Source organism: Actinomadura sp. 9N407, assembly GCF_044326315.1.
Classification (GTDB): domain Bacteria; phylum Actinomycetota; class Actinomycetes; order Streptosporangiales; family Streptosporangiaceae; genus Spirillospora.
The window spans coordinates 100904-121077 of the sequence record NZ_JBIRAW010000005.1; the positions used below are offsets into that span (position 1 = coordinate 100904).

Annotated in this window: 20 protein-coding genes; 10 read left to right on the forward strand and 10 right to left on the reverse strand. The window is 73.3% G+C overall.

What is annotated here, in order from left to right; translation table 11 throughout:
• Positions 1-25 precede the first annotated feature (25 nt).
• The gene (locus ACH34Q_RS09990) at positions 26-1048 is read left to right on the forward strand and encodes a LacI family DNA-binding transcriptional regulator (RefSeq protein ID WP_395982527.1); all 1023 of its coding nucleotides are present in this window, start codon (positions 26-28) and stop codon (positions 1046-1048) included.
• 36 nt (positions 1049-1084) lie between these two features.
• Here the strand turns inward: ACH34Q_RS09990 and ACH34Q_RS09995 are convergent, their stop codons facing one another.
• Complete coding sequence (locus tag ACH34Q_RS09995; RefSeq protein ID WP_395982528.1) at positions 1085-1972, reverse strand: NAD-dependent protein deacetylase; 888 nt, start codon at positions 1970-1972, stop codon at positions 1085-1087.
• 85 nt (positions 1973-2057) lie between these two features.
• Here ACH34Q_RS09995 and ACH34Q_RS10000 point away from each other — a divergent pair, with 85 nt between their 5' ends.
• From ACH34Q_RS10000 to ACH34Q_RS10010, 3 genes are read left to right on the forward strand one after another with little or no spacing between them, the layout of a single operon-like run.
• Entirely contained in the window at positions 2058-3428 is a 1371-nt protein-coding gene (locus ACH34Q_RS10000) for a cytochrome ubiquinol oxidase subunit I (protein ID WP_395982529.1), read from the forward strand.
• A gap of 2 nt (positions 3429-3430) precedes the next feature.
• Entirely contained in the window at positions 3431-4444 is a 1014-nt protein-coding gene (locus ACH34Q_RS10005) for a cytochrome d ubiquinol oxidase subunit II (protein ID WP_395982530.1), read from the forward strand.
• Between the two features lie 32 nt (positions 4445-4476).
• A complete protein-coding gene (locus ACH34Q_RS10010) occupies positions 4477-5283 on the forward strand; it encodes an IclR family transcriptional regulator (RefSeq protein WP_395982532.1) in 807 nt (268 codons plus the stop codon).
• Here the strand turns inward: ACH34Q_RS10010 and crcB are convergent.
• Genes crcB through ACH34Q_RS10025 form a run of 3 tightly spaced genes read right to left on the reverse strand, consistent with a single transcriptional unit; the run spans position 5270 to position 7194 of the window.
• Positions 5270-5635, reverse strand: coding sequence for a fluoride efflux transporter CrcB (crcB, locus tag ACH34Q_RS10015; protein WP_395982533.1), 366 nt, complete (start codon positions 5633-5635; stop codon positions 5270-5272). The two genes, ACH34Q_RS10010 and crcB, sit on opposite strands and share 14 nt — an antisense overlap.
• Positions 5632-6132: a fluoride efflux transporter FluC gene (locus ACH34Q_RS10020; RefSeq protein WP_395982534.1), complete on the reverse strand. Its 501-nt coding sequence runs from the start codon at positions 6130-6132 to the stop codon at positions 5632-5634. Before ACH34Q_RS10020 ends, crcB begins: the two co-directional genes overlap by 4 nt.
• Before the next feature lie 24 nt (positions 6133-6156).
• Complete coding sequence (locus ACH34Q_RS10025) at positions 6157-7194, reverse strand: hypothetical protein (protein ID WP_395982535.1); 1038 nt, start codon at positions 7192-7194, stop codon at positions 6157-6159.
• 141 nt (positions 7195-7335) lie between these two features.
• Between ACH34Q_RS10025 and ACH34Q_RS10030 the strand changes: the two genes are divergently transcribed.
• The 4 genes from ACH34Q_RS10030 (at position 7336) to ACH34Q_RS10045 (ending at position 11868) form a co-directional block, all read left to right on the forward strand.
• On the forward strand, positions 7336-8184 hold the full coding sequence (locus tag ACH34Q_RS10030) for an SMP-30/gluconolactonase/LRE family protein (protein WP_395982536.1): 849 nt from the start codon (positions 7336-7338) through the stop codon (positions 8182-8184).
• Between the two features lie 93 nt (positions 8185-8277).
• Positions 8278-9327: a glucose 1-dehydrogenase gene (locus ACH34Q_RS10035; RefSeq protein ID WP_395982537.1), complete on the forward strand. Its 1050-nt coding sequence runs from the start codon at positions 8278-8280 to the stop codon at positions 9325-9327.
• A 1-nt stretch (position 9328) separates the two neighbouring features.
• Positions 9329-10732 (forward strand): sugar porter family MFS transporter, encoded by a 1404-nt coding sequence (locus ACH34Q_RS10040; protein ID WP_395982538.1) that lies wholly within the window; start codon positions 9329-9331, stop codon positions 10730-10732.
• Entirely contained in the window at positions 10729-11868 is a 1140-nt protein-coding gene (locus tag ACH34Q_RS10045) for an aromatic acid exporter family protein (RefSeq protein WP_395982539.1), read from the forward strand. Before ACH34Q_RS10040 ends, ACH34Q_RS10045 begins: the two co-directional genes overlap by 4 nt.
• A 32-nt stretch (positions 11869-11900) precedes the next feature.
• Here the strand turns inward: ACH34Q_RS10045 and fdhA are convergent, their stop codons facing one another.
• The 6 genes from fdhA to ACH34Q_RS10075 form a co-directional block, all read right to left on the reverse strand.
• Entirely contained in the window at positions 11901-13112 is a 1212-nt protein-coding gene (fdhA, locus tag ACH34Q_RS10050; RefSeq protein ID WP_395982540.1) for a formaldehyde dehydrogenase, glutathione-independent, read from the reverse strand.
• 146 nt (positions 13113-13258) lie between these two features.
• Positions 13259-14947, reverse strand: a complete 1689-nt coding sequence (locus ACH34Q_RS10055; protein WP_395982541.1) for a nitrilase-related carbon-nitrogen hydrolase — start codon at positions 14945-14947, stop codon at positions 13259-13261.
• 35 nt (positions 14948-14982) lie between these two features.
• On the reverse strand, positions 14983-15726 hold the full coding sequence (locus ACH34Q_RS10060; protein ID WP_395982542.1) for an arylmalonate decarboxylase: 744 nt from the start codon (positions 15724-15726) through the stop codon (positions 14983-14985).
• The gene (locus tag ACH34Q_RS10065; RefSeq protein WP_395982543.1) at positions 15723-16616 is read right to left on the reverse strand and encodes an oxaloacetate decarboxylase; all 894 of its coding nucleotides are present in this window, start codon (positions 16614-16616) and stop codon (positions 15723-15725) included. Before ACH34Q_RS10065 ends, ACH34Q_RS10060 begins: the two co-directional genes overlap by 4 nt.
• Positions 16613-17314, reverse strand: a complete 702-nt coding sequence (locus tag ACH34Q_RS10070; protein WP_395982544.1) for an isochorismatase family protein — start codon at positions 17312-17314, stop codon at positions 16613-16615. Before ACH34Q_RS10070 ends, ACH34Q_RS10065 begins: the two co-directional genes overlap by 4 nt.
• The gene (locus ACH34Q_RS10075) at positions 17307-17597 is read right to left on the reverse strand and encodes a Dabb family protein (protein WP_395982545.1); all 291 of its coding nucleotides are present in this window, start codon (positions 17595-17597) and stop codon (positions 17307-17309) included. Before ACH34Q_RS10075 ends, ACH34Q_RS10070 begins: the two co-directional genes overlap by 8 nt.
• A 202-nt stretch (positions 17598-17799) precedes the next feature.
• Between ACH34Q_RS10075 and ACH34Q_RS10080 the strand changes: the two genes are divergently transcribed.
• Positions 17800-18582, forward strand: coding sequence for an IclR family transcriptional regulator (locus tag ACH34Q_RS10080; protein ID WP_395982546.1), 783 nt, complete (start codon positions 17800-17802; stop codon positions 18580-18582).
• A gap of 238 nt (positions 18583-18820) precedes the next feature.
• Positions 18821-20095, forward strand: coding sequence for an FAD-dependent oxidoreductase (locus ACH34Q_RS10085; RefSeq protein ID WP_395982547.1), 1275 nt, complete (start codon positions 18821-18823; stop codon positions 20093-20095).
• The last annotated feature ends 79 nt before the right edge of the window (positions 20096-20174 follow it).

The window sequence follows — 20174 nt, forward strand, 5'->3', positions numbered from 1 at the left end:
AAAGTTTCGGACTAGGATGGCCCCCATGGTGCAGCGCCGTGTCACGATCACGTCCATCGCCCGGGAGGCGGGCGTCTCGGTCTCGACGGTGTCCAAAGTGCTCAACGGCCGCGCCGACGTGGCCGCCGGCACCCGCGGCCGGGTCGAGGAACTGCTCGACAAGCACGCCTACCCCCGGGCGGGACGGCGCGGATCCGACCCCGCCGGGCTGGTCGACCTGGTCTTCGGCGAGCTCGACAGCCCCTGGGCGGTGGAGATCATCCGCGGTGCCGAGGAGGTCGCGCACGCCGCCGGGCTGGGCACCGTCGTCTCGGCCATCCACGCCGCCGCGCGGGCCCGCGCCGAGCCCGCCCGGCAATGGCTGGACAACCTCGAACGGCGCCGTTCCGAGGGCGTCGTCCTGGTCCTGGAGGACCTGAGCCCCGACCAGCGGGCCCGGCTGGAGGCGATGGACGTCCCGTGCGTCGTCATCGACCCGCGCGGCGAGCCCGACCCGGGCATCCCGTCCATCGGCGCCGCCAACTGGGCCGGCGGGCTGGCCGCGACCCGGCATCTGACCGAGCTCGGGCACCGCCGTATCGCGATCATCAGCGGGCCGGCCGGGATGCTGTGCAGCCGGGCCCGGCTCGACGGCTACCGGGGCGCGCTGGAGAGCGCGGCGCTGCCGCCCGATCCGGAGCTGATCCGGCACGGCGACTTCCACCACGAGAGCGGCTACGTGCAGGCCGGGCTGCTGCTGGAGCTGCCCGACCCGCCCACCGCGATCTTCGCCGGCTCCGACCAGCAGGCGTACGGGGCGTGCGAGGCGGCGCGCGAGCGCGGGCTGCGGATCCCGCAGGACCTGAGCATCGTGGGCTTCGACGACCTGTCGGTGTCGCGCTGGTTCTCGCCGCCGCTCACCACGGTCCGCCAGCCGCTGGCCGAGATGGGCGCGCTGGCCACCCGCCTGCTGCTGCGGCTGGCCCGCGGCGAGGTCCTGGAGACCCACCGGGTCGAGCTGGCGACCGAGCTGGTCGTCCGGGAGAGCACGGCGCCGCCGCCACGCTGAGCCGATCCGCGGGCCCCTTCCACGGGCCCGCGGGGCTCAGTTCGCGGGGCCCAGCCGGGCGGCCAGGGCGGTGAGCGTGGCGCCGAGCGGGGCGTCGACCGTCGTCCAGGCCTCGGCGTCGCCCCGCGTCGCGCCCCGGTTGACGATCGCGACCGGGATCCCGAGCCCGGTGGCGTGCCGGACGAACCGGTACCCCGACATCACGGTCAGCGAGGAGCCCAGCACCAGCAGCGTGCCGGCCCGCCCGGCCAGCGCGTAGCACTCCGCGACCCGGCGCCCCGGCACGTTCTCGCCGAAGAAGATCACGTCCGGCTTGAGGATCCCGCCGCAGGTCCGGCAGCCGACGATCCGGAACGCGTCGATCCGCTCGCCCTCCAGCTCGACGTCGCCGTCCGGGTTGATCGCGTCCGCCGCGGCCTCCCAGCCGGGATTGGCCGCCGCCAGCCGTTCATGCAGCTCCTGCCGCGCGGTGCGAACACCGCAGCCCAGGCAGACGACACGGTCCAGCGCGCCGTGCAGCTCGATCACGTCCCGCGCCCCGGCGGCCTGGTGCAGCCCGTCCACGTTCTGCGTGATGATCCCGGAGACCAGCCCCCGGCGCTGCAGCCCGGCCACCGCGCGATGCCCGGCGTTGGGCTCGGCATGGGAGATGTGCCGCCAGCCCAGATGGCTGCGCGCCCAGTAGCGCCGCCGCGCCGCCTCGCCGCCCACGAAGGCCTGGTACGTCATCGGATCGGCCCGCCGCGCCCGCCCGGTCTCGCCGCGATAGTCGGGGATGCCGGACTCGGTGGACAGCCCGGCACCGCTCAGGATCACCACGTCGCCGTCCGCCACCAGGTCGGCCAGCTCGTCCAGGGCCCGTCCCTCCGGGTCCGGCGCCTCAAGGGGACGGTCCGCGCCGGCCGGCGCCTCCAGCGAAGTCACCCCTCCATGGTGCCCGATGCCCCCAGGTGTCATCACAGGTGAGTGGGTATGCAGCGGGACGGGCGAGGCGAGGGACGGGAGCGACATGTCGGCGCTGGAAGCCGTGGCCGAGGGGGTCACCGAGGCCGATCTCGGGGCCGCGCGGATGCAGATGGCGCTGTCGCTGGGCTGGCACATCGTGCTGGCCTGCCTGGGCGTGGGGATGCCCGCCATCACGCTGATCGCCGAGTGGCGCGGGCACCGGACCGGGGACGGCAACTACAAGCTGCTGGCGCGCCGCTGGGCCAGGGCGATGGGGGTGCTGTTCGCCGTCGGCGCGGTGTCGGGAACGATCCTGTCGTTCGAGATGGGCCTGCTGTGGCCGGGCATGATGGGCACGTACGGCGAGGTCATCGGGCTGCCGTTCTCGCTGGAGGGCATCGCCTTCTTCATCGAGGCGATCTTCCTCGGCATCTACCTGTACGCCTGGGACCGGCTGCCGCCCGTCCAGCACATGCTCTCCGGGATCCCGATCGTGATCGCGGGGGTCGCGAGCGCGTTCTTCGTCGTGACGGCCAACGCCTGGATGCAGCAGCCGACCGGGTTCTCGGCGGTGGACGGCACGATCGTGGCCGTCGATCCGTGGGCGGCGATGTTCAACCCGGCCACGCCCTCGCAGACCGTGCACATGATCCTCGCGGCGTTCATGGTGGCGGGGTTCCTGATGGCGAGCGTGTACGCGGTGGCGATGCTGCGCGGGCGCCGGGACCGCTACCACCGGCTGGGCTTCCTGATCCCGTTCACGGTGGCGGCGGTCATCACGCCGGTGCAGATCGGCGTGGGGGACTGGGCGGCGCACTTCGTCGCCGACAACCAGCCGGTCAAGCTGGCCGCGATGGAGGGCGTGTTCCACACCGAACGGGCCGTACCGCTGCACCTGGGAGGCGTCGCGATCGACGGCGAGCTGCGGTACGCGGTGGAGATCCCGTACGGGCTGTCGCTGCTGGCCCACTGGGACCCGAACGCCGAGATCGCCGGCCTCAACACCGTGCCCGAGGCGGACCGGCCGCCGGTGAACATCGTGCACTGGGCGTTCCAGATCATGGTGGGGATGGGGTTCGCGCTGCTGGCCCTGTCCCTCTGGCTCGGCCTGTACTGGTGGCGCCGCCGGACCCTGCCCCGTACCCCGTGGTTCTACCGGGCCGCCGCGCTGTCGGGGGTGGCGGCGGTGCTGGCGCTGGAGGCCGGGTGGACGGTCACCGAGGTCGGCCGGCAGCCGTGGATCGTGTACGGGGTGATGCGCACCTCCGACGCGGTCAACCCGGCGCCCGGCCTGGTCTGGGGCTTCGTCCTCGTCACCGCCGTGTACGCGGTGCTGACCGTGGCGACGGTGTACGTGCTGCGCCGGATGGCCCGCGACCGGCCCGTCCCGATCGCGCCGCAGGAACGTGACGTCACGGACTACAAGGTGGTCTGACGATGCTGCCGGAGATCATGCTGGTCGTGCTCTGGATCGGGCTGAGCGCGTACGTGCTGTTCGGCGGCGCCGATTTCGGCGGCGGCGTGTGGGACCTGCTGGCCGGGGGCAGCGAGCGGGGCCGCCCGCAGCGGTCGCTGGTGGAGCACTCGATCGGCCCGGTCTGGGAGACCAACCATGTGTGGCTGATCTTCGTGATCGTGGTGACCTGGACGGGCGTGCCGTCGGTGTTCGCCGCGATCGCCTCGACCCTCTACATCCCGCTGACGCTGGTGGCGCTGGGCATCATCGCGCGCGGCGCCGCGTTCGCGTTCCGCAAGGCGAGCACCGAGCTGTGGCAGCAGCGGCTGTTCGGTGCCACGTTCGCCTTCTCGTCGGTCGTCACGCCGTTCTTCCTCGGTACGGTGGCGGGCGCGATCGCCTCGGGGCGCGTCCCGCCCGGCGTCGCCGAAGGGGACCTGATCACCAGCTGGCTCAATCCGACCTCGCTGATCTGCGGCTCCCTGGCGGTCGGCGTCGCCGCGTACCTGGCCGCGGTCTTCCTCACCCGCGACGCCGAGCGCGGCGGGGAGCCGGAGCTGGCGGAGGCGTTCCGGAAGCGGGCACTGATCGCGGGCGCCGTCGTCGGGGTGCTGTCGGCGGTGGGACTGCTGGTGCTGCACGCCGACGCGGGGCCGCTGTTCGACGAGCTGACCACCGGGCGCGGGCTGCCGCTGCTGATCGTGTCCATCGTGGCCGGACTGGCCTCGCTAGTGCTGCTGTGGCGGCGCGCCTACGTGGCGGTACGGGTGACCGCCGCCCTCGCCGTCGTGGGGCTGCTGTGGGGGTGGGGCCTCGGCCAGTACCCGCACCTGCTGCCGGGCGTCGACGTGGACGAGGCCGCCGCGACCGATGCCGTCCTGGCCGCGAGCCTCGGCGCGCTGGCGGTGGGCGCGCTGCTGCTCCTGCCCTCCCTGTGGTGGCTGTACGCGACGTTCCAGCGCGGCGAGGCCACCGAACGTTCGACAAACCATTGACGTGCGACAGGAAGTTATCTAGCGTTCGGCGCATGGGAAGGACGCGGCCGTCGGTCAGCGAACGGGTGCTGGGCATCCTCAGCGTGTTCGCGCCCGAGCGCCCGGCCCTGTCGCTGACCGCCATCGCGCGCCGTACCGGCCTGCCCCCGGCCACCGCCCACCGCCTGCTCGGGGAGCTGACCCGCTGGGGCGCGCTGGAACGCGGCGAGGACGGGCTCTACCGGATCGGGCTGCGGCTGTGGGAGATCGGCGCGCTCGCCCCGCGCGGGCTCGGGCTGCGCGAGGCCGCGATGCCGTTCCTGGAGGACCTGTACGAGGCGACGCACGAGAACGTCCAGCTCGCCGTGCTGGACGGCCTGGAGGTCGTCTACATCGAGCGGATCTCCGGCCGGGGCGCGGTGCACGTCCTCACCCGGGTCGGCGGGCGCTTCCCCGCGCACGCGACGGGCGTGGGGCTGGCCATGCTCGCGCACGCCGAGCCCCACCTGCAGGAGCGGGCGATCGCCGGGCCGCTGACCCGCTTCACCGACAAGACCATCCGCACCGGGACCCGGCTGCGCCGCGTGCTGGCCGAAGTGCGGCGGACCGGCGTGGCGGTGAGCGACGGGCAGGTGGAGCAGTTCGCGCTGTCGGTCGCGGCCCCGGTCTACGGCCCCGCCGACACGGTCGTCGCGGCGGTCTCGATCGTGGTCCCCGCCGAGGGCGCCCAGCCGGAACGGCTCGCGCCCGCCGTCCTGACCAGCGCGCGCGGGATGTCGCGGGCGCTCGGCGCGCCCCGGGCCCTGCGCCGCCCCGACTCCGCCGTACGGGAGCCCGACCGCGAGCTCACGCCCCGGTGAGGGCCTCGGCCAGCACCATGCCGCAGTAGGCCGCGCCCAGCCCGCCGGCGATCGACGCGGCGACGTTGAGCAGCGCGACCGTACGGGCGCCGTCCTCGGCCAGCCGGAGCGTCTCGTACCCGAAGGTCGAGTACGTGGTCAGCGCGCCGCAGAACCCCGTACCCGCCAGCGCCATCACCCCGGATCCGGCGGGCAGCGCGGCCAGGAGCCCCAGCAGCGCGCACCCGGCGACGTTCACGCTGAACGTGCCCCACGGGAACGCCGAGTCGTGCCGGGCCTGGACGGCGCGGTCGGCCAGGTAGCGTAGCGGGGCGCCGAGGGCGGCACCGAGCGCCACCAGCAGGATCGTCACGCCTCCTCCCGGCCGGACGTCACGCCCATTGAACGGGCGAGGAACCGCGCCAGCCGTACCCCGGCGAAGACGGCCACCAGCGCGCCCACCGGTGTCACGGCCAGATAGACCAGCGCGGTGCCCGGCGACCCGGCCTCGACGGCCCGCTGGGCATCGACGACGTAGGTGGAGAACGTGGTGTACCCGCCGAGCACTCCCACGCCCAGGAACGGCCGGGCCAGCCGGTGCGCGTCCCAGACCTCGGTGATCGCGACCATCAGCGCCCCGATCAGCAGGCAGCCGGTCACGTTGACGATCAGGGTGGCCCACGCGAACGCCCCGGGCGGATGGCCGAACGCCTCGGCGACGCCGTACCGGGCCAGGGCCCCGCAGGCGCCGCCGGCCGAGATCGCGCCGAGCGTCGTCCACGGCGCGCGGCGCAGCTCCGCCCGCTGCCCCGGCTCGCGCAGATCGATGTCCGGGTCGGTCACCGGACGGCGGCCGTCGGCGTCGGGCACGGTTCCTCCTCTGCGGACGCCGCCTTACGGCACGGGCCTCGGGAAGAACAGTACGGCGCCCAGCAGGTAGGCCGCGGCCCGGTCCTGGGTGTCGTGCATGACCTGCTTGCGGCGCTGCCCGTTCTGCAGGAGGAAGACCGACCAGCGCCCGGCCTCGGGCAGCAGGCTCCACGCGCCCTCGGCCGCGTCGTTGATCCGGTACGTGCCGGGGTCCACACCGAGTTCGCGGAGCCGGCGTTCCAGCGCGGGCAGCGGGTCGTCGGCCATCGGTGCCGGCTGCCCCGGGTACGGCGCGGGCTGCCCGGGGGCGAACCCGGGCTGCCCCTGGAAGGCGTTCGGCAGCGGCGGGGGCCCGCCGTGGCCGGGCGGCGGGTACTGCCCGGGCGGCGGGCCGTAGCCCGGGCCGGGCGGCATCGGCGGCGCGCCGGGATGCATCGGCGGCCCGGGCGGCATGGGCGCGCCCGGCTGGCCGGGGAATCCGCCGGGCATCGGCGCACCCGGGTACGGCCCGGGGACGGGCGGCGGTCCCGCCGGTCCGGGCCCGTATCCGGGTGGCCCCGGGAAGGGCGGCGCGCCCTGCATCGGCGGACCCTGCATCGGTGGCGCCCCGTACATCGGAGGCCCTCCCGGAGGAGCCCAGGGCTGGGCACCGGGCTGCTGCTGTCCCGGCTGCCCGGGAGGCGGCGGGGCGGGCGGTGACGGGTCGGCCTCCCGCTGCCCCGTGGCGATCTCGATGGCCGTGTCCATGACGGCCTCGGGCACCTCGGGCGGCCGGTACCCCTGGGCGCGGATGTGCGCGACCAGCGCGGGCTCCGGCGCGAAGCCGTGCTGCTCCAGGTAGTAGTGGACGGCTCCCGCCCAGACCCACGTCCCGTCGGTGAGGAAGATCAGCGGCACCTGGTCGCCGCGGGACGGATCCACCTCGTCCGGGGCGTACGAGCGGGCGGCGATCACCATCTTGCCGCTCTTCAGATACGAGACGATCTTGTCGGTCTCGTCCTCGGGGACCGGGGGACGGGAGACCGAAGGTCGTTCACCGCCCGACGCCGGACGATCGAACACGCGGGCACTGAACATGGTCCACGAAGATACACACGATTCCGGACCGTCACGAACGCGTCACCGATCAAAACGATCTTGATCGGCGCGCGGGTGGCTCGATCACCTCCGGCGGGGAAGGGAGGAGGAAGGGGGTGGTGGCAGATGAGAGCCGAACAGATCACCGATCCGGTGGCGTATCACGCGGAAGGGCCGGTGTGGTCGGCGCGCTGGGGCGGCCTGCGCTGGGTCGACATGCTCGCCGGCGACGTCCTGTCCCTGGCCGCGGACGGGACGATCAGCCGCCGCCATGTGGGCGAGATCGCCGCCGCACTGCGCCCGCGCAGCCGGGGCGGGGCCGTCATCGGCGTCGAGCGGGGCTTCGCGCTGGAGGACGCCGACGGCTCGCTCACCCCGCTGCCCGAGGTGTGGGACGACCACGGCGTACGGATGAACGACGGTGGCTGCGATCCCCACGGCCGTTTCTACTGCGGATCGATGGCCTATGACGAGACCGCGGGCGCCGGCGCGCTGTACCGGCTCGATCCCGACGGGTCCGTACGGGCCGTCCTGGACGGGGTCACCGTCTCCAACGGCCTGGAGTGGAGCCCGGACGGTGACCGCGCCTACTACAACGACACGGCGACCGGCCGGATCGCCGTCTTCGACTACGACGAGAAGGACGGGCTGACCGGGCGCCGGACGCTCGCGGAGGTCCCCGCCGACGAAGGCGTTCCCGACGGCCTGACCGTCGACGCGCGGGGCGGGATCTGGGTGGCCGTCAACCGAGGCGGCCAGGTGCGCCGCTACACCCCGGCCGGTGCGGTGGACGAGGTGGTCGAGCTGCCCGTACGGCAGGTGACCGCCTGCACGTTCGGTGGCGAGCGGCTGGACGAGCTGTTCATCACCACCTCCCGCGAGCGCCTCGCACCGGACGAGGAGCCGCCCGCCGGTTCCCTCTTCCGGGCCCGCGCCGGTGTTCCGGGGCTCCCCGCACGGGAGTTCGCCGGCTGACCCCGGATACAGGCGATCACCCGGCGTTTAGTGTTGATCACCTAGGGCAACGCAAGGTCATCGGCAACTTCGGCGGCAGGGGGCGCGCGGGGGATGAAGGCGATCACGGTGGTACCCGGCGATCCCGGCCAGGTCCGGGCCGGCGACGTACCCGAACCCGTACCGGACGAGGGCGGCATCCTCGTCCAGGGGCGGCTGCTCGGCATCTGCGGTACCGACGCCGACATCGTTCTCGGCCAGGGCTACGGCTGGGCACCGCCCGGCCGGGACCGGCTCCTGATCGGCCACGAGTCGCTCGGCAGCGTGCTGGAGGCGCCCGGCGGCAGCGGTTTCGCCGAGGGCGACCTGGTCGCGGGGATCGTCCGGCGCCCCGACCCGGTGCCCTGCGTCCCGTGCGCGAACGGCGAGCAGGACTTCTGCCGCAACGGCCGGTACACCGAGCGCGGCATCAAGGAGCGGGACGGGTTCGGCTCGGAGCGCTGGCGGATCGAGCCCGAGTACGCGGTCAAGCTCGATCCCGGCCTGGGCGACTGCGGCGTCCTGCTCGAGCCGGCCTCGGTGGTGGCCAAGGCGTGGGACCAGACCGAGCACTTCCTGACCCGTACCTCCTGGCGGCCCGAGACGGCGCTGGTGACCGGGGCGGGCCCGGTCGGGCTGCTGGCCGCGCTGATGGGCGTCCAGCGGGGCCTGGACGTGCACGTGCTGGACATCAGCGACCGGGGCCCGAAGCCGGGACTGGTCGCCGACCTGGGCGCCACGTTCCACGTCGGGGACGTGACCGGCCTCGGCCTGGAACCGGACGTGGTGATCGAGTGCACCGGGCACGGCCCGCTGGTCCTGGACGTGACGCGCGTCGCCGGGCCGGACGCGGTGGTCTGCCTGGCCGGGATCTCCGCCGGGAACCAGAAGGTCGAGGCCGCCTTCGACGAGATCAACCGGGAACTGGTGCTGGAGAACACGGTGGTGTTCGGCACGGTCAACGCCTCCCGCCGCAACTTCGAGCAGGCCGCCGGCGCGCTCGCCCGGGCCGACCACGGCTGGCTGGAGCGGCTGATCACCCGCCGGGTCCCGATGGCGGAGTTCCTGGACGGCCTGCGCAAACATCCCGACGACGTCAAGGTCGTCGTGGACCTGGCGGCCTGAGATGCAGGGGTTCCCATGCGCGCCGGTCGGCGAGGGGCCGCTGTCGGAGGTGCCGCCCGCGGGACTGCGGAAGATCCGGATGCACGCGGTCCTCATCGCGGTCGGCGGCTTCCTGTTCGGGTTCGACACCGGGGTCATCTCCGGCGCGCTGCTGTTCATCAAGTCCGAGTTCGATCTGAACGCGTTCGAGCAGGGCAGCGTCGTCAGCGTGCTGGTCCTCGGCGCGATGGTGGGCGCGCTCGGCTCCGGCCGGATCGCGGACCGGCTCGGGCGCCGCATGATCTTCGGCCTGGAGGGCCTGCTCTTCCTGTTCGGAACGGCGATGGCCGTCCTGTCGAACGGCTACTGGACGCTGCTGCTGGCCCGGCTGGTGCTCGGCCTGGCGGTGGGGGCGGCGTCGGCGACCGTTCCGCCGTACCTGTCCGAGATCGCCCCCAAGGAGATCCGGGGCCGGCTGCTCACCCTCAACCAGCTGATGATCACCATCGGCATCCTGGCCGCGTACCTGGTCAACCTGCTGTTCGCCGGCAGCGGGGACTGGCGGGCGATGCTCGGCGCCGGGGCGATCCCGGCGCTGGTGATGGTCGCCGCCGCGCTGTGGATCCTGCCGGAGTCCCCGCAGTGGCTGCTGTCGCACGGCAAGGAGTCCGAGGCGCGCCGGCTGATCGCCTCGGTCACCAACGACGCCACCGCCGACGTCGTGCTGGAACGGCGCACGCGGGAACTCCACGACCAGGGCGGGGACGGGGACGAGGCGCCGGGCTGGCGGGAACTGCTGACGCCCCGGGTCCGGCCGGCGCTGATCGTCGGGCTCATGCTGGCCGCGCTGCAGCAGTTCGGCGGGATCAACACGATCATCTACTACGCGCCGACGATCATCGAGAGCACCGGGCTGGCGGCGTCCAACGCCATCTTCTACTCGATCGCCATCGGCCTGATCAACCTGGTGATGACGCTGGTGGCGATCCGGCTGATCGACCGCGCCGGGCGCCGGGCGCTGCTGCTGGTCTCGTTCGGCACGATGGCGGTCACGATGGTGCTGCTCGGGCTGTCGTTCGTGGCGGGCTGGAGCTCCGCCCTCTCGCTGGTGTTCATGGTGCTCTACATCGCCGGCTTCGCCGTCGGGGTGGGCCCGGTCTTCTGGACGCTGCTCGGCGAGGTCTTCCCGCCGGACGTCCGGGCCACCGGCTCGAGCGCCTCCACGGCCGTCAACTGGGCCGCCAACTTCACCGTCAGCCTGGTGTTCCTCAGCGTCGTCGCCGCGATCGGCGAGGGGCAGACGTTCTGGATCTTCGCCGCGGTCTCGCTGCTGGGCTTCTGGTTCGCGAAGCGCTTCGTCCCCGAGACCAAGGAGCGCGACTACGGCGAGGTCGACGCCGACCTGAAGGCCCGCTTCGGATCGTGAGGCGCCCCGCGCCGTTGCGGCAGGTGGCCGCCGACGTGTGGCCGCTGCTCCAGCAGACCGCCGCCGCGACCGCCGCCTGGGTGATCGCCAAACTGCTGGGCGACCACCAGGACCCGTTCTTCGCGCCGATCGCCGCGGTGATCGCGCTCAACGCCGCCCGGGGCGAGCGCGGCGTCAACGCGATCCGGCTGCTGGCCGGCGTGCTGGTCGGGATCGTGGCGGGCGAACTGGCGGTGACAGCCCTCGGCGGCGGCTACGGCAGCCTGACGGTGGCGGTGTTCACCGCGCTGGTCGCCGCCAGCGTCCTGGGCGGGTCCCGGATCGTGCTGGCCCAGGCCGCCGCCGGCGCCATCCTCACCGTCGCGGTCCCGTACGGCGACGCGGGGCCGAACCGCATCGTCGACGCGCTGATCGGCGCCGGCGTCGCGCTCGTGTTCAGCCAGCTGCTGTTCACCCCCGAGCCCGTCGCGCTGCTGCGGCGCTCGGAGACCAAGGCTCTGGAGAGCATGGCCGCCGGCCTGGAACTGGCCGCCCGGGCGCTGCGCGAGGACGACGACCGGCTCGGCGAACAGGCGATGGCCTCGCTGCGCGACCTGCGGGACCGGCTGGCCGACCTCGCCCAGATGAGGAAGGTCAGCGCGCGGGTGATCCGCTACTCGGTGGCCTGGCGGTTCCGGTCCGCGCAGTCGGAACGGGAACGGGAGAGCGCCGGCCACCTGGACCTGCTCGGCGGCAGCTGCCTGATGCTCGCGCGGATGGCCCTGGCCGCCGCCGCGCGCGAGCGCGAGCTGCTCGCCCCCGCCGTACGGGGCGTCGCGGCGGCCCTGCACGACCTGGCGCGAGACCCGGGCGACCACGCCGCCCGCCGGCGCGCCACCGAACGCGTCCTGCACCTCCTCACCGAATTCAACGGCTCCGACCTCGAATCCGAGGCGTCCGGCCGCGACGCCGCCTCCGCCCTGCGCATCGCCGCCGCCGACGTGCTGGTGTTCGCCGGCGTGCCCGCCGGCCACGCGGTCGCCGCCGTACGGGAGGGCGCGGGCCACCTCGAGGTCCCCGCGCCCCCGGACCTGTCCTGGCCCCACCTCTTCTTCCGCCGCCACCGCCGCCGCCGCGAGCGCCATGAGCCCGACTGAGCGGGACGCGACCCAGGTAGGCGCCCGCCCGCCTAGGCCGCCGGCAGCATGCCGTGCGGGTCGATCACGTACTTGCGGGCCGCCCCCTGGTCGAACGCGTGGTAGCCGCCGGGCGCCTCGTCCAGCGGGATGACGGTCGCGTTGACGTTGCGGGCGATCTGTACCCGGTCGTGCATGATCGCCATCATCAGCTGCCGGTTGTAGCGCATGACGGGACACTGCCCGGTCGTGAAGACGTGCGACTTGGCCCAGCCCAAGCCGAAGCGCAGGCCGAGCTGGCCGGTCTTGGCGTGCTCGTCCACCCCGCCGGGGTCGCCGGTCACGTACAGGCCGGGGATGCCCAGCCGGCCCGCGGCCCGCGTGATGTCCATCATCGAGTTGAGCACCGTGGCGGGCTGCTCGCCGGCCGACCCCTCGGGGCCGTGCCCGCGCGCCTCGAACCCGACGCAGTCGATGGCGGCGTCCACCTCGGGCACGCCGAGGATCTGCTCGATCTGCTCGGCCACGTCGCCGTGCGCCGACAGGTCGATGGTCTCGCAGCCGAAGCTCCGGGCCTGGGCGAGCCGCTCGGCGTTCATGTCGCCGACGATCACCACGGCCGCGCCGAGCAGCAGGCAGGCGGTGGCGCAGGCCAGCCCGACCGGGCCCGCGCCCGCCACGTACACGGTGGAGCCGGTCGTCACCCCGGCGGTGTACGCGCCGTGGTAGCCGGTGGGGAAGATGTCCGACAGCATGGTCAGGTCGCGCATCTTCGCCATCACGGCGTCCCGGTCGGGCGGCAGCCGCAGCGCGTTGAAGTCGGCGTACGGGACGGTCACGTACTCGGCCTGGCCGCCGCGCCAGCCGCCCATGTCCACGTACCCGTAGGCCGCTCCGGCCCGCGCGGGGTTGACGTTCTCGCACACGCCGGTGTGGCGCTCCTTGCAGTTGCGACAGCGCCCGCAGGCGATGTTGAACGGCACGCTCACGATGTCGCCGGGCTTGACGAACTCGACGTCCCGGCCGGCCTCGACCACCTCGCCGGTGATCTCGTGGCCGAGCGTGAGCCCGGCGGGCGCGGTCGTCCGGCCGCGCACCATGTGCTGGTCGGACCCGCAGATGTTGGTGGCGACGGTCTTGAGGATCACGCCGTGCTGCAGCTTGCGACCGCCCTGCTCGGGCAGTTCGAGTTTCGGATAGTCCAGGTTCTCGACCGTGACCTTGCCAGGCCCCACGAAGACGATGCCCCGGTTGCTGTTCGCCATGACCGCTTCTCCTTTGAAGAGTGCAGGCGGTGCCGGGAGCGCTCGCAGGATCCCTTTCCTGCGGCGTCGTGACGCTCGGATCGCCCCTATGCCAGGAGACCGACACGTCCGGACGCGCCCGGCACCACCTAGGTCGATGCCCGGTGCTACCCGGTGGTGAACATGCCGTAGAGGTCCGGATGCCGCTTGGCGAGCGGATCGAGATGGTGGCCCATCATCTTGTCGTTGGACTCGCGCAGGTCCAGGTCGATCGACAGCTGCTCCTCGAAGCCGTGCCGCGTCCAGTAGGCGGTGGGGTAGCGCATCACGGCGATCGGCTGGCCGGGCTCGAAGTCGTCGGCCCGCAGGACCTGGCTGCCCAGCGGGACCGGGCTGTCGAGCCGGTTGGCCGAGACGAGGTGGACCCGGTTCTCCTCGGTACGCTCGGTGGCGGCCACGTGCATGGCCTCCGGGGACGTCCACGAGGTCGGATGCGCGATCAGCTCGGCGCCCTCCAGGGCCAGGGCGCGCGCCACCTCCGGGACCCACACCTCCTCGCCGATCATGAACCCGATCCGGCCGATCGCGGTGTCGGCCACCGACAGCGCGCCGCCCGCCGTGGCCCAGGCGCGGTCGGCGTCGGTCAGGTGCGTCTTGCGGTAGCGGTGGACGACCGTTCCGGAGTCGTCGAGCAGGAAGACCGTCGAGTGGTACCGGCCCGCGTCGGCCTCGACGAGGTTGGCCGCCACCCAGAGCTCGGCGTCGGCGCAGGCGGCCGCCAGCCGGGCCAGGACGTCCCGCGAGACGGCGGCGGCCGCGGCGGGATCGGCGGCGACCTCGCCTGGGGCGAAGCAGAACAGCTCGGGGAGCACGCCGAGCGTCGCGCCGCGCGCGCCCGCGTACGAGATCTGGCCGAGCGTGCGGGTGACCGTCCACTCGGTGCTGCGGAAGTGGCTCGTCTGGAGGACGGCGACGGCGAGCGGGCGCGGTGGCATGCCGGCCGGTGCGGGGCCGTACATCGCCGCCGCCGGTACGGAGTCCAGCGGCAGGGTCAGGACGCCGTACAGCTCCGGGCGCCGCCAGGCGAACAGGTCGGCCACGCCGGGCATCGCCTTGTCATCGGCGGCCGCCGGCTCGATGTCCGCGACGACCAGTTCCTCGTCCAGCTCCCCGGCCTCGGCCAGGCGCGTCCCGTCGGGTGCGACGATCTGGCTGCCGCCCATCCACGGCCACTGGTCGGCCGGGCCGCCGACCGTGTTGGCCGCGACGTGGAAGACCCGGTTCTCCATCGCGCGCAGCGGGACGTGGACGCGCGCCTCGTCCGGTCCCCGCGAGTTCAGCGAGTTGCACAGGATCTGCGCGCCCAGCAGGCCCAGCGCCCGGGGCGTCTCCGGGACGATCCCGTCCGCGCACAGCAGCAGCCCGATCCGGCCGAGCGCGGTCTCGAAGACCTCGTACGGCTCGTTCCCCGGCTCGAACAGCGTGTACTCGTAGTCCCACAGCACGTGCTTGTGGTGCACCCCGATGATCTCGCCGTCCGGGCCGATGAGGACCGAGGCGATGTACACCACCGGCTCGGTCTCCCCGCGCAGGTCGACGCCCGCCGCGATGTGCACGCCCAGCTCGGCGGCGGTGGCCCGCAGCCCGGTCACGAACGGGCCGGTCAGCTCCTCGCTGCGCGCCCAGCACTCGGCCCGGCCCGCGTAGTCGCGGACCCGGTTGGCGTTCTCCGGCAGGACGACCAGCCGTGCGCCCTGCCCGGCCGCCTGGCGGACGTAACGGTCGCACAGCGCGAGGTTCGCCTCGGGATCGGTACCGGAGAAGAACTGCGCGGCCGCGACGCGTACCTTTGCCATCGGAATCTCTTTCCTCTCGTTCATGGTCCGGCGCCTCAGAGGGAAGCCAGCAGGCTGCCCGCGCCGGGGACGGGACCGGTGATCCCGGTCGTCCGGTACGCGTGCCACAGGGTCGCGGCGTTGATCGCGATCACCGGCTTGCCCAGCTCCTCCTCCAGCTCGGCGGCCACGCCCATCACCGGCAGGTTGGTACCCGCCTGGACGAGCGCGTCCACGTCCGGCGCGTCCACGGCGGCGAACGCCGCGCGCAGCTCGGCCGGGCCGACATCGGCGATGGAGGTCGCGGACTCGCACTTGAGGCCGCGCACGGCGGCGACGTCGTACCCCAGCTCGGTGAAGAACCGGCGGACCTGCTCGTCGGCCACCGGCTGGTACGGCGTGATCACGCCGATCCGGCGGACGCCGAGCTCGGTCAGGGCCGCGTGGCAGGCCGCCGCACCGGTGGTCACCTCCAGCCCCGACAGCTCGCGCATCCAGCGCTCGAACTCGGCCGCGCCCTCGGCGCCGCCCCAGAAGGTCTCCGCGCTCATCCCCATGATCAGATGGTCGGGCCTGCAGGTCAGCACCGACTCCACGGCCTTGCCGATCTCCCGGCGCAGGTCCTCCAGGAACGACTCGAACGAGGCGTCGTCGTCCAGCTTCTCGTCCCGGATCAGGATCCGGCCGGCGTGGAAGGACACGCCCGGCGCGCGGTGCCGGTAGTACTCGTCCTCGACCACCGTGTTGGTGGACGGCACGATCACGCCGTAGACGGAACGGTCGGCGAGCACGGTCGTCATGATGACTCCTTCGCGGCGGCGTCCGGTCCGGGACGCCAGCGGGCCTCCTGCGCGGCCAGGCCGGGCAGTCCGAGCAGGTCGTTGAGTTCGGTCCAGGTCATGGACGGGTCCGGGGCGCGGCCGTCCGCGCGGATCCGCCGGTAGGTCTCCCGCATCGCGCCCGCGCCCGCCAGGGCCGCCGCGACCGGGAACAGCGCCAGCCGGGTTCCGGCCCGGGCCAGCTCGTCCAGGGGATCGGCGGGCGGTCCGGCCGCCGAGCAGTTCACGACGACGGGCAACCCGCCCGCCGCCTCGCGGACGTCCCGTACGGTCGCCGCGTCCACCGCTCCCTCCACCATCACCGCGTCCGCGCCGGCGGCGGCGAACGCGCTCACCCGGCGCAGCGCCTCCGACGGGCCCGCGACCCGCAGCGCGTCGGTACGGGCGATGATGACGAGCCGCTCCCGGGCGTCGATCGCGGCCCGCAGCCGGGCCACCGCGACGGGCAGCTCCTCCAGCCGGATCCCGGCCATGTGCCCGCAGCGCTTGGGCGTCACCTGGTCCTCCAGGTGCAGGGCCGCCGCGCCCGCGCGCTCGTAGCGGCGGGCCGTCTCGGCGGCCTGGACGGGATCGCCGTAGCCGGTGTCGGCGTCGGCGACGATCGGCAGGGAGGTGCCGGCGACGACCCGGCGCAGCGCCTCCAGCATGTCGGACGCGCCGGTGAAGCCGAGGTCGGGCAGGCCCAGCGAGGTCGCCCCGACCATGGCACCGGACAGGTGCACCGCCTCGAACCCGGCGGCGGTCGCCAGCCGGGCGCCGAGCGCGTCATGGCATCCGGCGGCGATCACCGCCGGCCCCGCCGTCATCCTCGCCCGGAGGCGGTCGGCGGGGTAGCCGTTCTGAACGCTCATGCCGGTGCCTTCCAGAGTTCCGCGATCTCGGCGGTGTCGTGCAGGTCGGCGTACTTGGCGCCGAGGTCGAACAGCGCCGCCTCGTGGGGCCGCGGGTCGCGGTCGGCGACGGCGTCGCGGACCACGATGGGCCGCAGTCCCTGGCTGAGCGCGTCCACGGCGGTGGCCCGTACGCATCCGCTGGTGCTCACCCCGGTGATCACCGCCGAGTCGACGCCCAGCGAGGTGAGCGTGGCGGCGAGCGCGGTACCGGAGAACGCGCTCGGATACTGCTTGGTGATGGTCAGATCCCCGGGCAGCGGGACCAGCTCCGGCGGCGGCGCCGCCCAGGGTGATCCCGCGTCGAACGACCGCAGTGCGGGGACCTTGCGGTAGAACCAGCCTCCGTCCGCGCCGCCCGGCGCGTACGAGACGTAGGTGAACACCACCGGATGGCCGAGGCGGCGCGCGTCCCGCGCCAATTCGGCGACGCGCGGCACCACGTGCTCGGCGGCCGCGTACAGGGGGGAGTCCGGATCGAGATAGGCGCGCACCAGGTCGACCACGATGAGGGCGGGCCTCCGCCCGATCCCGATCCGCCCGCCGAACCCGGCCTTCAGGTAGTCCTCGGCGAGCCCGCCGGCCGCCTCGCCGGGCTCGGGTCGTCCGGATTCGGCCTGGTCGGATTCGGCTTGGCCCGGCCTTGCCTCGTCAGACATCGATCTGGACGGCCGCGCGCTCGGCGAGGACCGGCTTGAGGACGCCGTCGACGAAGGCGCGGTGCGCCGGGTGCGCCTGGTACGCGCGCCAGCCGGCGACGTCGTCGAAGTCCAGGGCGGCGGCGTAGTCGTACGTGCCGCCGAGGCCGAGATCGGCGCCGCACGTCAGCGCGCGGATCTCGGTGATCGCGGCGGGCAGGGCGTGGAAGCCCGCCTCGGCCGCCTTCTTCTGGTCCGGGGTGGTGTCGGGGGACCAGCGAAGCAGGATGATGTGCCGCAGCATGCGACCGTCCTCCGGGCATGAGGTGAAGGGTGGAAGCGAGGGAAAGAAGAGAGCTGCCCGGTTCCCGCATTGTGAGAGATTGACTTACGCTATGTGGGACACTCTAGAAGTCCGGCGGCCCGCCGGTCAAGATCAGGCGGTATCGGTCTGTATCAGGCGGTATCAGGCTGTATCGGGTGACCGGCGAGGAGAGGAACGCGACGTGACGGAGCAGACCCGGCGGCGCAGCGGGGCGGAGAGCTCGCGCAAGGTGCTGCACCTGCTGCTGGCGTTCAACGAGCGGCGCCACACCCTGTCGGCGGCCGAGCTGGCCGCCGAGCTGGGCATCCCGATGAGTTCGGTGTACCGCTACCTGACGGTCCTGCGGGAGACCGGCCTGGTGGAGGACGTGGGGTCGGGGGAGTACCGGCTGTCGCCGGTCTTCGTCCGGCTCGCGCGGGCGGCGCGGGCGGCCGACGACACCCTGGAGCGGCGGGCGCGCGCCGTACTGCAGTCGCTCGCCGTGGCCGGCGGCGAGACGACCCTGCTCATCAAGCGGATCGGGTGGAGCGCGGTGTGCGTCGACCGGGTGGACTCGCCGCATCCGGTCCGCCTGCAGTTCGACCCCGGCCAGCCGATGACCCTGCACAAGGGATCGGCCCCCCGGGTGCTGCTGGCGTCGATGCCGGCGGCCGACCGGCGGCGCTACCTGGCCTCGGTCCCCGAGCTGACCGACCGGGTCCGCGAGCAGTTCGAGGCCGATGTGGAGACCGTGGCCCGGGTCGGCTGGGTGGAGAGCTTCGGTGAGGTGGACGAGGGCATATGGGGCGCCTCGGCCGTCATCCGCGACCAGGGCGAGGTGGTCGCCGCCCTCGGCATCGCGGGCCCGCTCTACCGCCTGCAGCAGGCCGACCGCGCCCGCATCGTCGAGCTGGTGGTCGCGGGCGCCGAGGAGATCTCGGCCGCGCTGGCGGACGGCTCCGCGGAGGCCCCCGGAACCGGCTGAAACGTCCCGCCGGCCCTCGGCCTCGGAACCCACGCCTCCCGCATCGCGGGAGGCGTTTTCCGTTCCGCCGTGGCCCGCCGTACCGCCGTTTCGTTCGCATAAGACCAGGTCCTCCGTGTAACTGCTGGGTTAAACAGTCGCTGAACCATTGACGAATCAGGACATCCTGCGCTTAGCTCTTCCACATAGCGAATGCATGGTTTCCGCATTGTGAGAGATGCGAACAGCAGGAGGTTCCGTGCTTCTCGGCTTCGACCAATGGCGGCGACCGCGTGACGCCGATCGTGAGATCGACGTGGCGATCGTCGGCCTCGGCCCCGTGGGCGCCACCGCGGCCCTCACCCTGGCGCGGGCCGGACTGCGCGTGGTCGTCTTCGAGGAGGCCGGGCGGGACGCGTTCGAGGCCGCCGACGTGAGCGAGTCGCGCGCCTCGACGTTCCACCCGCCCACCCTGGAGATCCTCGACGCGCTCGGCGTGGGCGAGGAACTGCACCGCGCCGGTCTCGTCTCGGACACCTACCAGTACCGCGACCGCGAGAACGGCCTCGTCGCCCACTTCGACCTGGCCAGCATCGAAGCCGACACCAGGTTTCCTTACCGGCTGCAGAGCGAGCAGCAGAACCTCGTCCGCATCGTCCGCGACCGGCTCGCCTCGATGCCCGGCGTCTCGGTGGTCCACGGCGCCCAGGTGCGGTCGGCCGACCAGAGCGGGGACGACGGAACCGTCTCCCTGCTCGTCGGCCCGGCCGACGCGACGGCGGGGGAGGAGGCGGTGACCTGCCGCGCCCGCTGGACGATCGCGGCGGACGGGGCGCACAGCGCGGTGCGCCGCTCCCTCGGCATCGCCTTCACCGGCATGACCTATCCGGAACGGTTCCTGGTCGTCTCCACCACCGACGACTTCGCGGCGCTGATCCCGGGGATCGCCTCGGTCAACTACATCTCCGACCCGAACGAGTGGCTGGTGCTGCTCCGCACGCCCAAGCACTGGCGGGCGCTGTTCCCGATCTCGGAGAGCGACGAGGCCGCCGGCGGCCTCGCCCCGGCGGAGGTGGAGCGGCGGCTGCAGGCCGTGGCCGCGCAGCCCCGCCCGTACGAGGTCACCCACACGCGGATCTACACCGTGCACCAGCGGGTCGCCGAGACGTTCCGGATCGGGCGGGTGCTCCTGGCCGGGGACGCGGCGCACATCAACAACCCGCTCGGCGGCATGGGGATGAACAGCGGAATCCACGACGCCGCCGCCGCGTCCGCCGCGATCCTCGCGGCCGAGGCGGGCGACACCGCGCTCCTCGACGCGTACGACGCCACCCGGAGCGCGGTGGCGCACGACTACGTCCGCGTGGTGACGCACCAGAACTGGGAGGTCCTCCAGGAGGAGGACCCGGCCGAGCGGCTGCGCCAGCAGGAGCACATGCGCCGCACGGCGGCCGATCCGGAACTCGCCCGAGCGCACCTGCTGCGCTCCTCGATGCTCGCGGCCCGGGTGCCCGAGACCGTGGCGAGCGAATGAGACCGGCCCTGAGATCGGCACAGAGACCGGCCGGAGGAAACGTGACCGACGAGATCGGCGAGACGGAAAGGAGGGTCGC

Coding starts and splice junctions, on each gene's coding strand:
- ACH34Q_RS09990 (WP_395982527.1), top strand. CDS start 26: ATGGTGCAGCGCCGTGTCACGATCACGTCCATCGCCCGGGAGGCGGGC.
- ACH34Q_RS10000 (WP_395982529.1), top strand. CDS start 2,058: ATGTCGGCGCTGGAAGCCGTGGCCGAGGGGGTCACCGAGGCCGATCTC.
- ACH34Q_RS10005 (WP_395982530.1), top strand. CDS start 3,431: ATGCTGCCGGAGATCATGCTGGTCGTGCTCTGGATCGGGCTGAGCGCG.
- ACH34Q_RS10010 (WP_395982532.1), top strand. CDS start 4,477: ATGGGAAGGACGCGGCCGTCGGTCAGCGAACGGGTGCTGGGCATCCTC.
- ACH34Q_RS10030 (WP_395982536.1), top strand. CDS start 7,336: ATGAGAGCCGAACAGATCACCGATCCGGTGGCGTATCACGCGGAAGGG.
- ACH34Q_RS10035 (WP_395982537.1), top strand. CDS start 8,278: ATGAAGGCGATCACGGTGGTACCCGGCGATCCCGGCCAGGTCCGGGCC.
- ACH34Q_RS10040 (WP_395982538.1), top strand. CDS start 9,329: ATGCAGGGGTTCCCATGCGCGCCGGTCGGCGAGGGGCCGCTGTCGGAG.
- fdhA (WP_395982540.1), bottom strand. CDS start 13,112: ATGGCGAACAGCAACCGGGGCATCGTCTTCGTGGGGCCTGGCAAGGTC.
- ACH34Q_RS10055 (WP_395982541.1), bottom strand. CDS start 14,947: ATGGCAAAGGTACGCGTCGCGGCCGCGCAGTTCTTCTCCGGTACCGAT.
- ACH34Q_RS10060 (WP_395982542.1), bottom strand. CDS start 15,726: ATGACGACCGTGCTCGCCGACCGTTCCGTCTACGGCGTGATCGTGCCG.
- ACH34Q_RS10065 (WP_395982543.1), bottom strand. CDS start 16,616: ATGAGCGTTCAGAACGGCTACCCCGCCGACCGCCTCCGGGCGAGGATG.
- ACH34Q_RS10070 (WP_395982544.1), bottom strand. CDS start 17,314: ATGTCTGACGAGGCAAGGCCGGGCCAAGCCGAATCCGACCAGGCCGAA.
- ACH34Q_RS10075 (WP_395982545.1), bottom strand. CDS start 17,597: ATGCTGCGGCACATCATCCTGCTTCGCTGGTCCCCCGACACCACCCCG.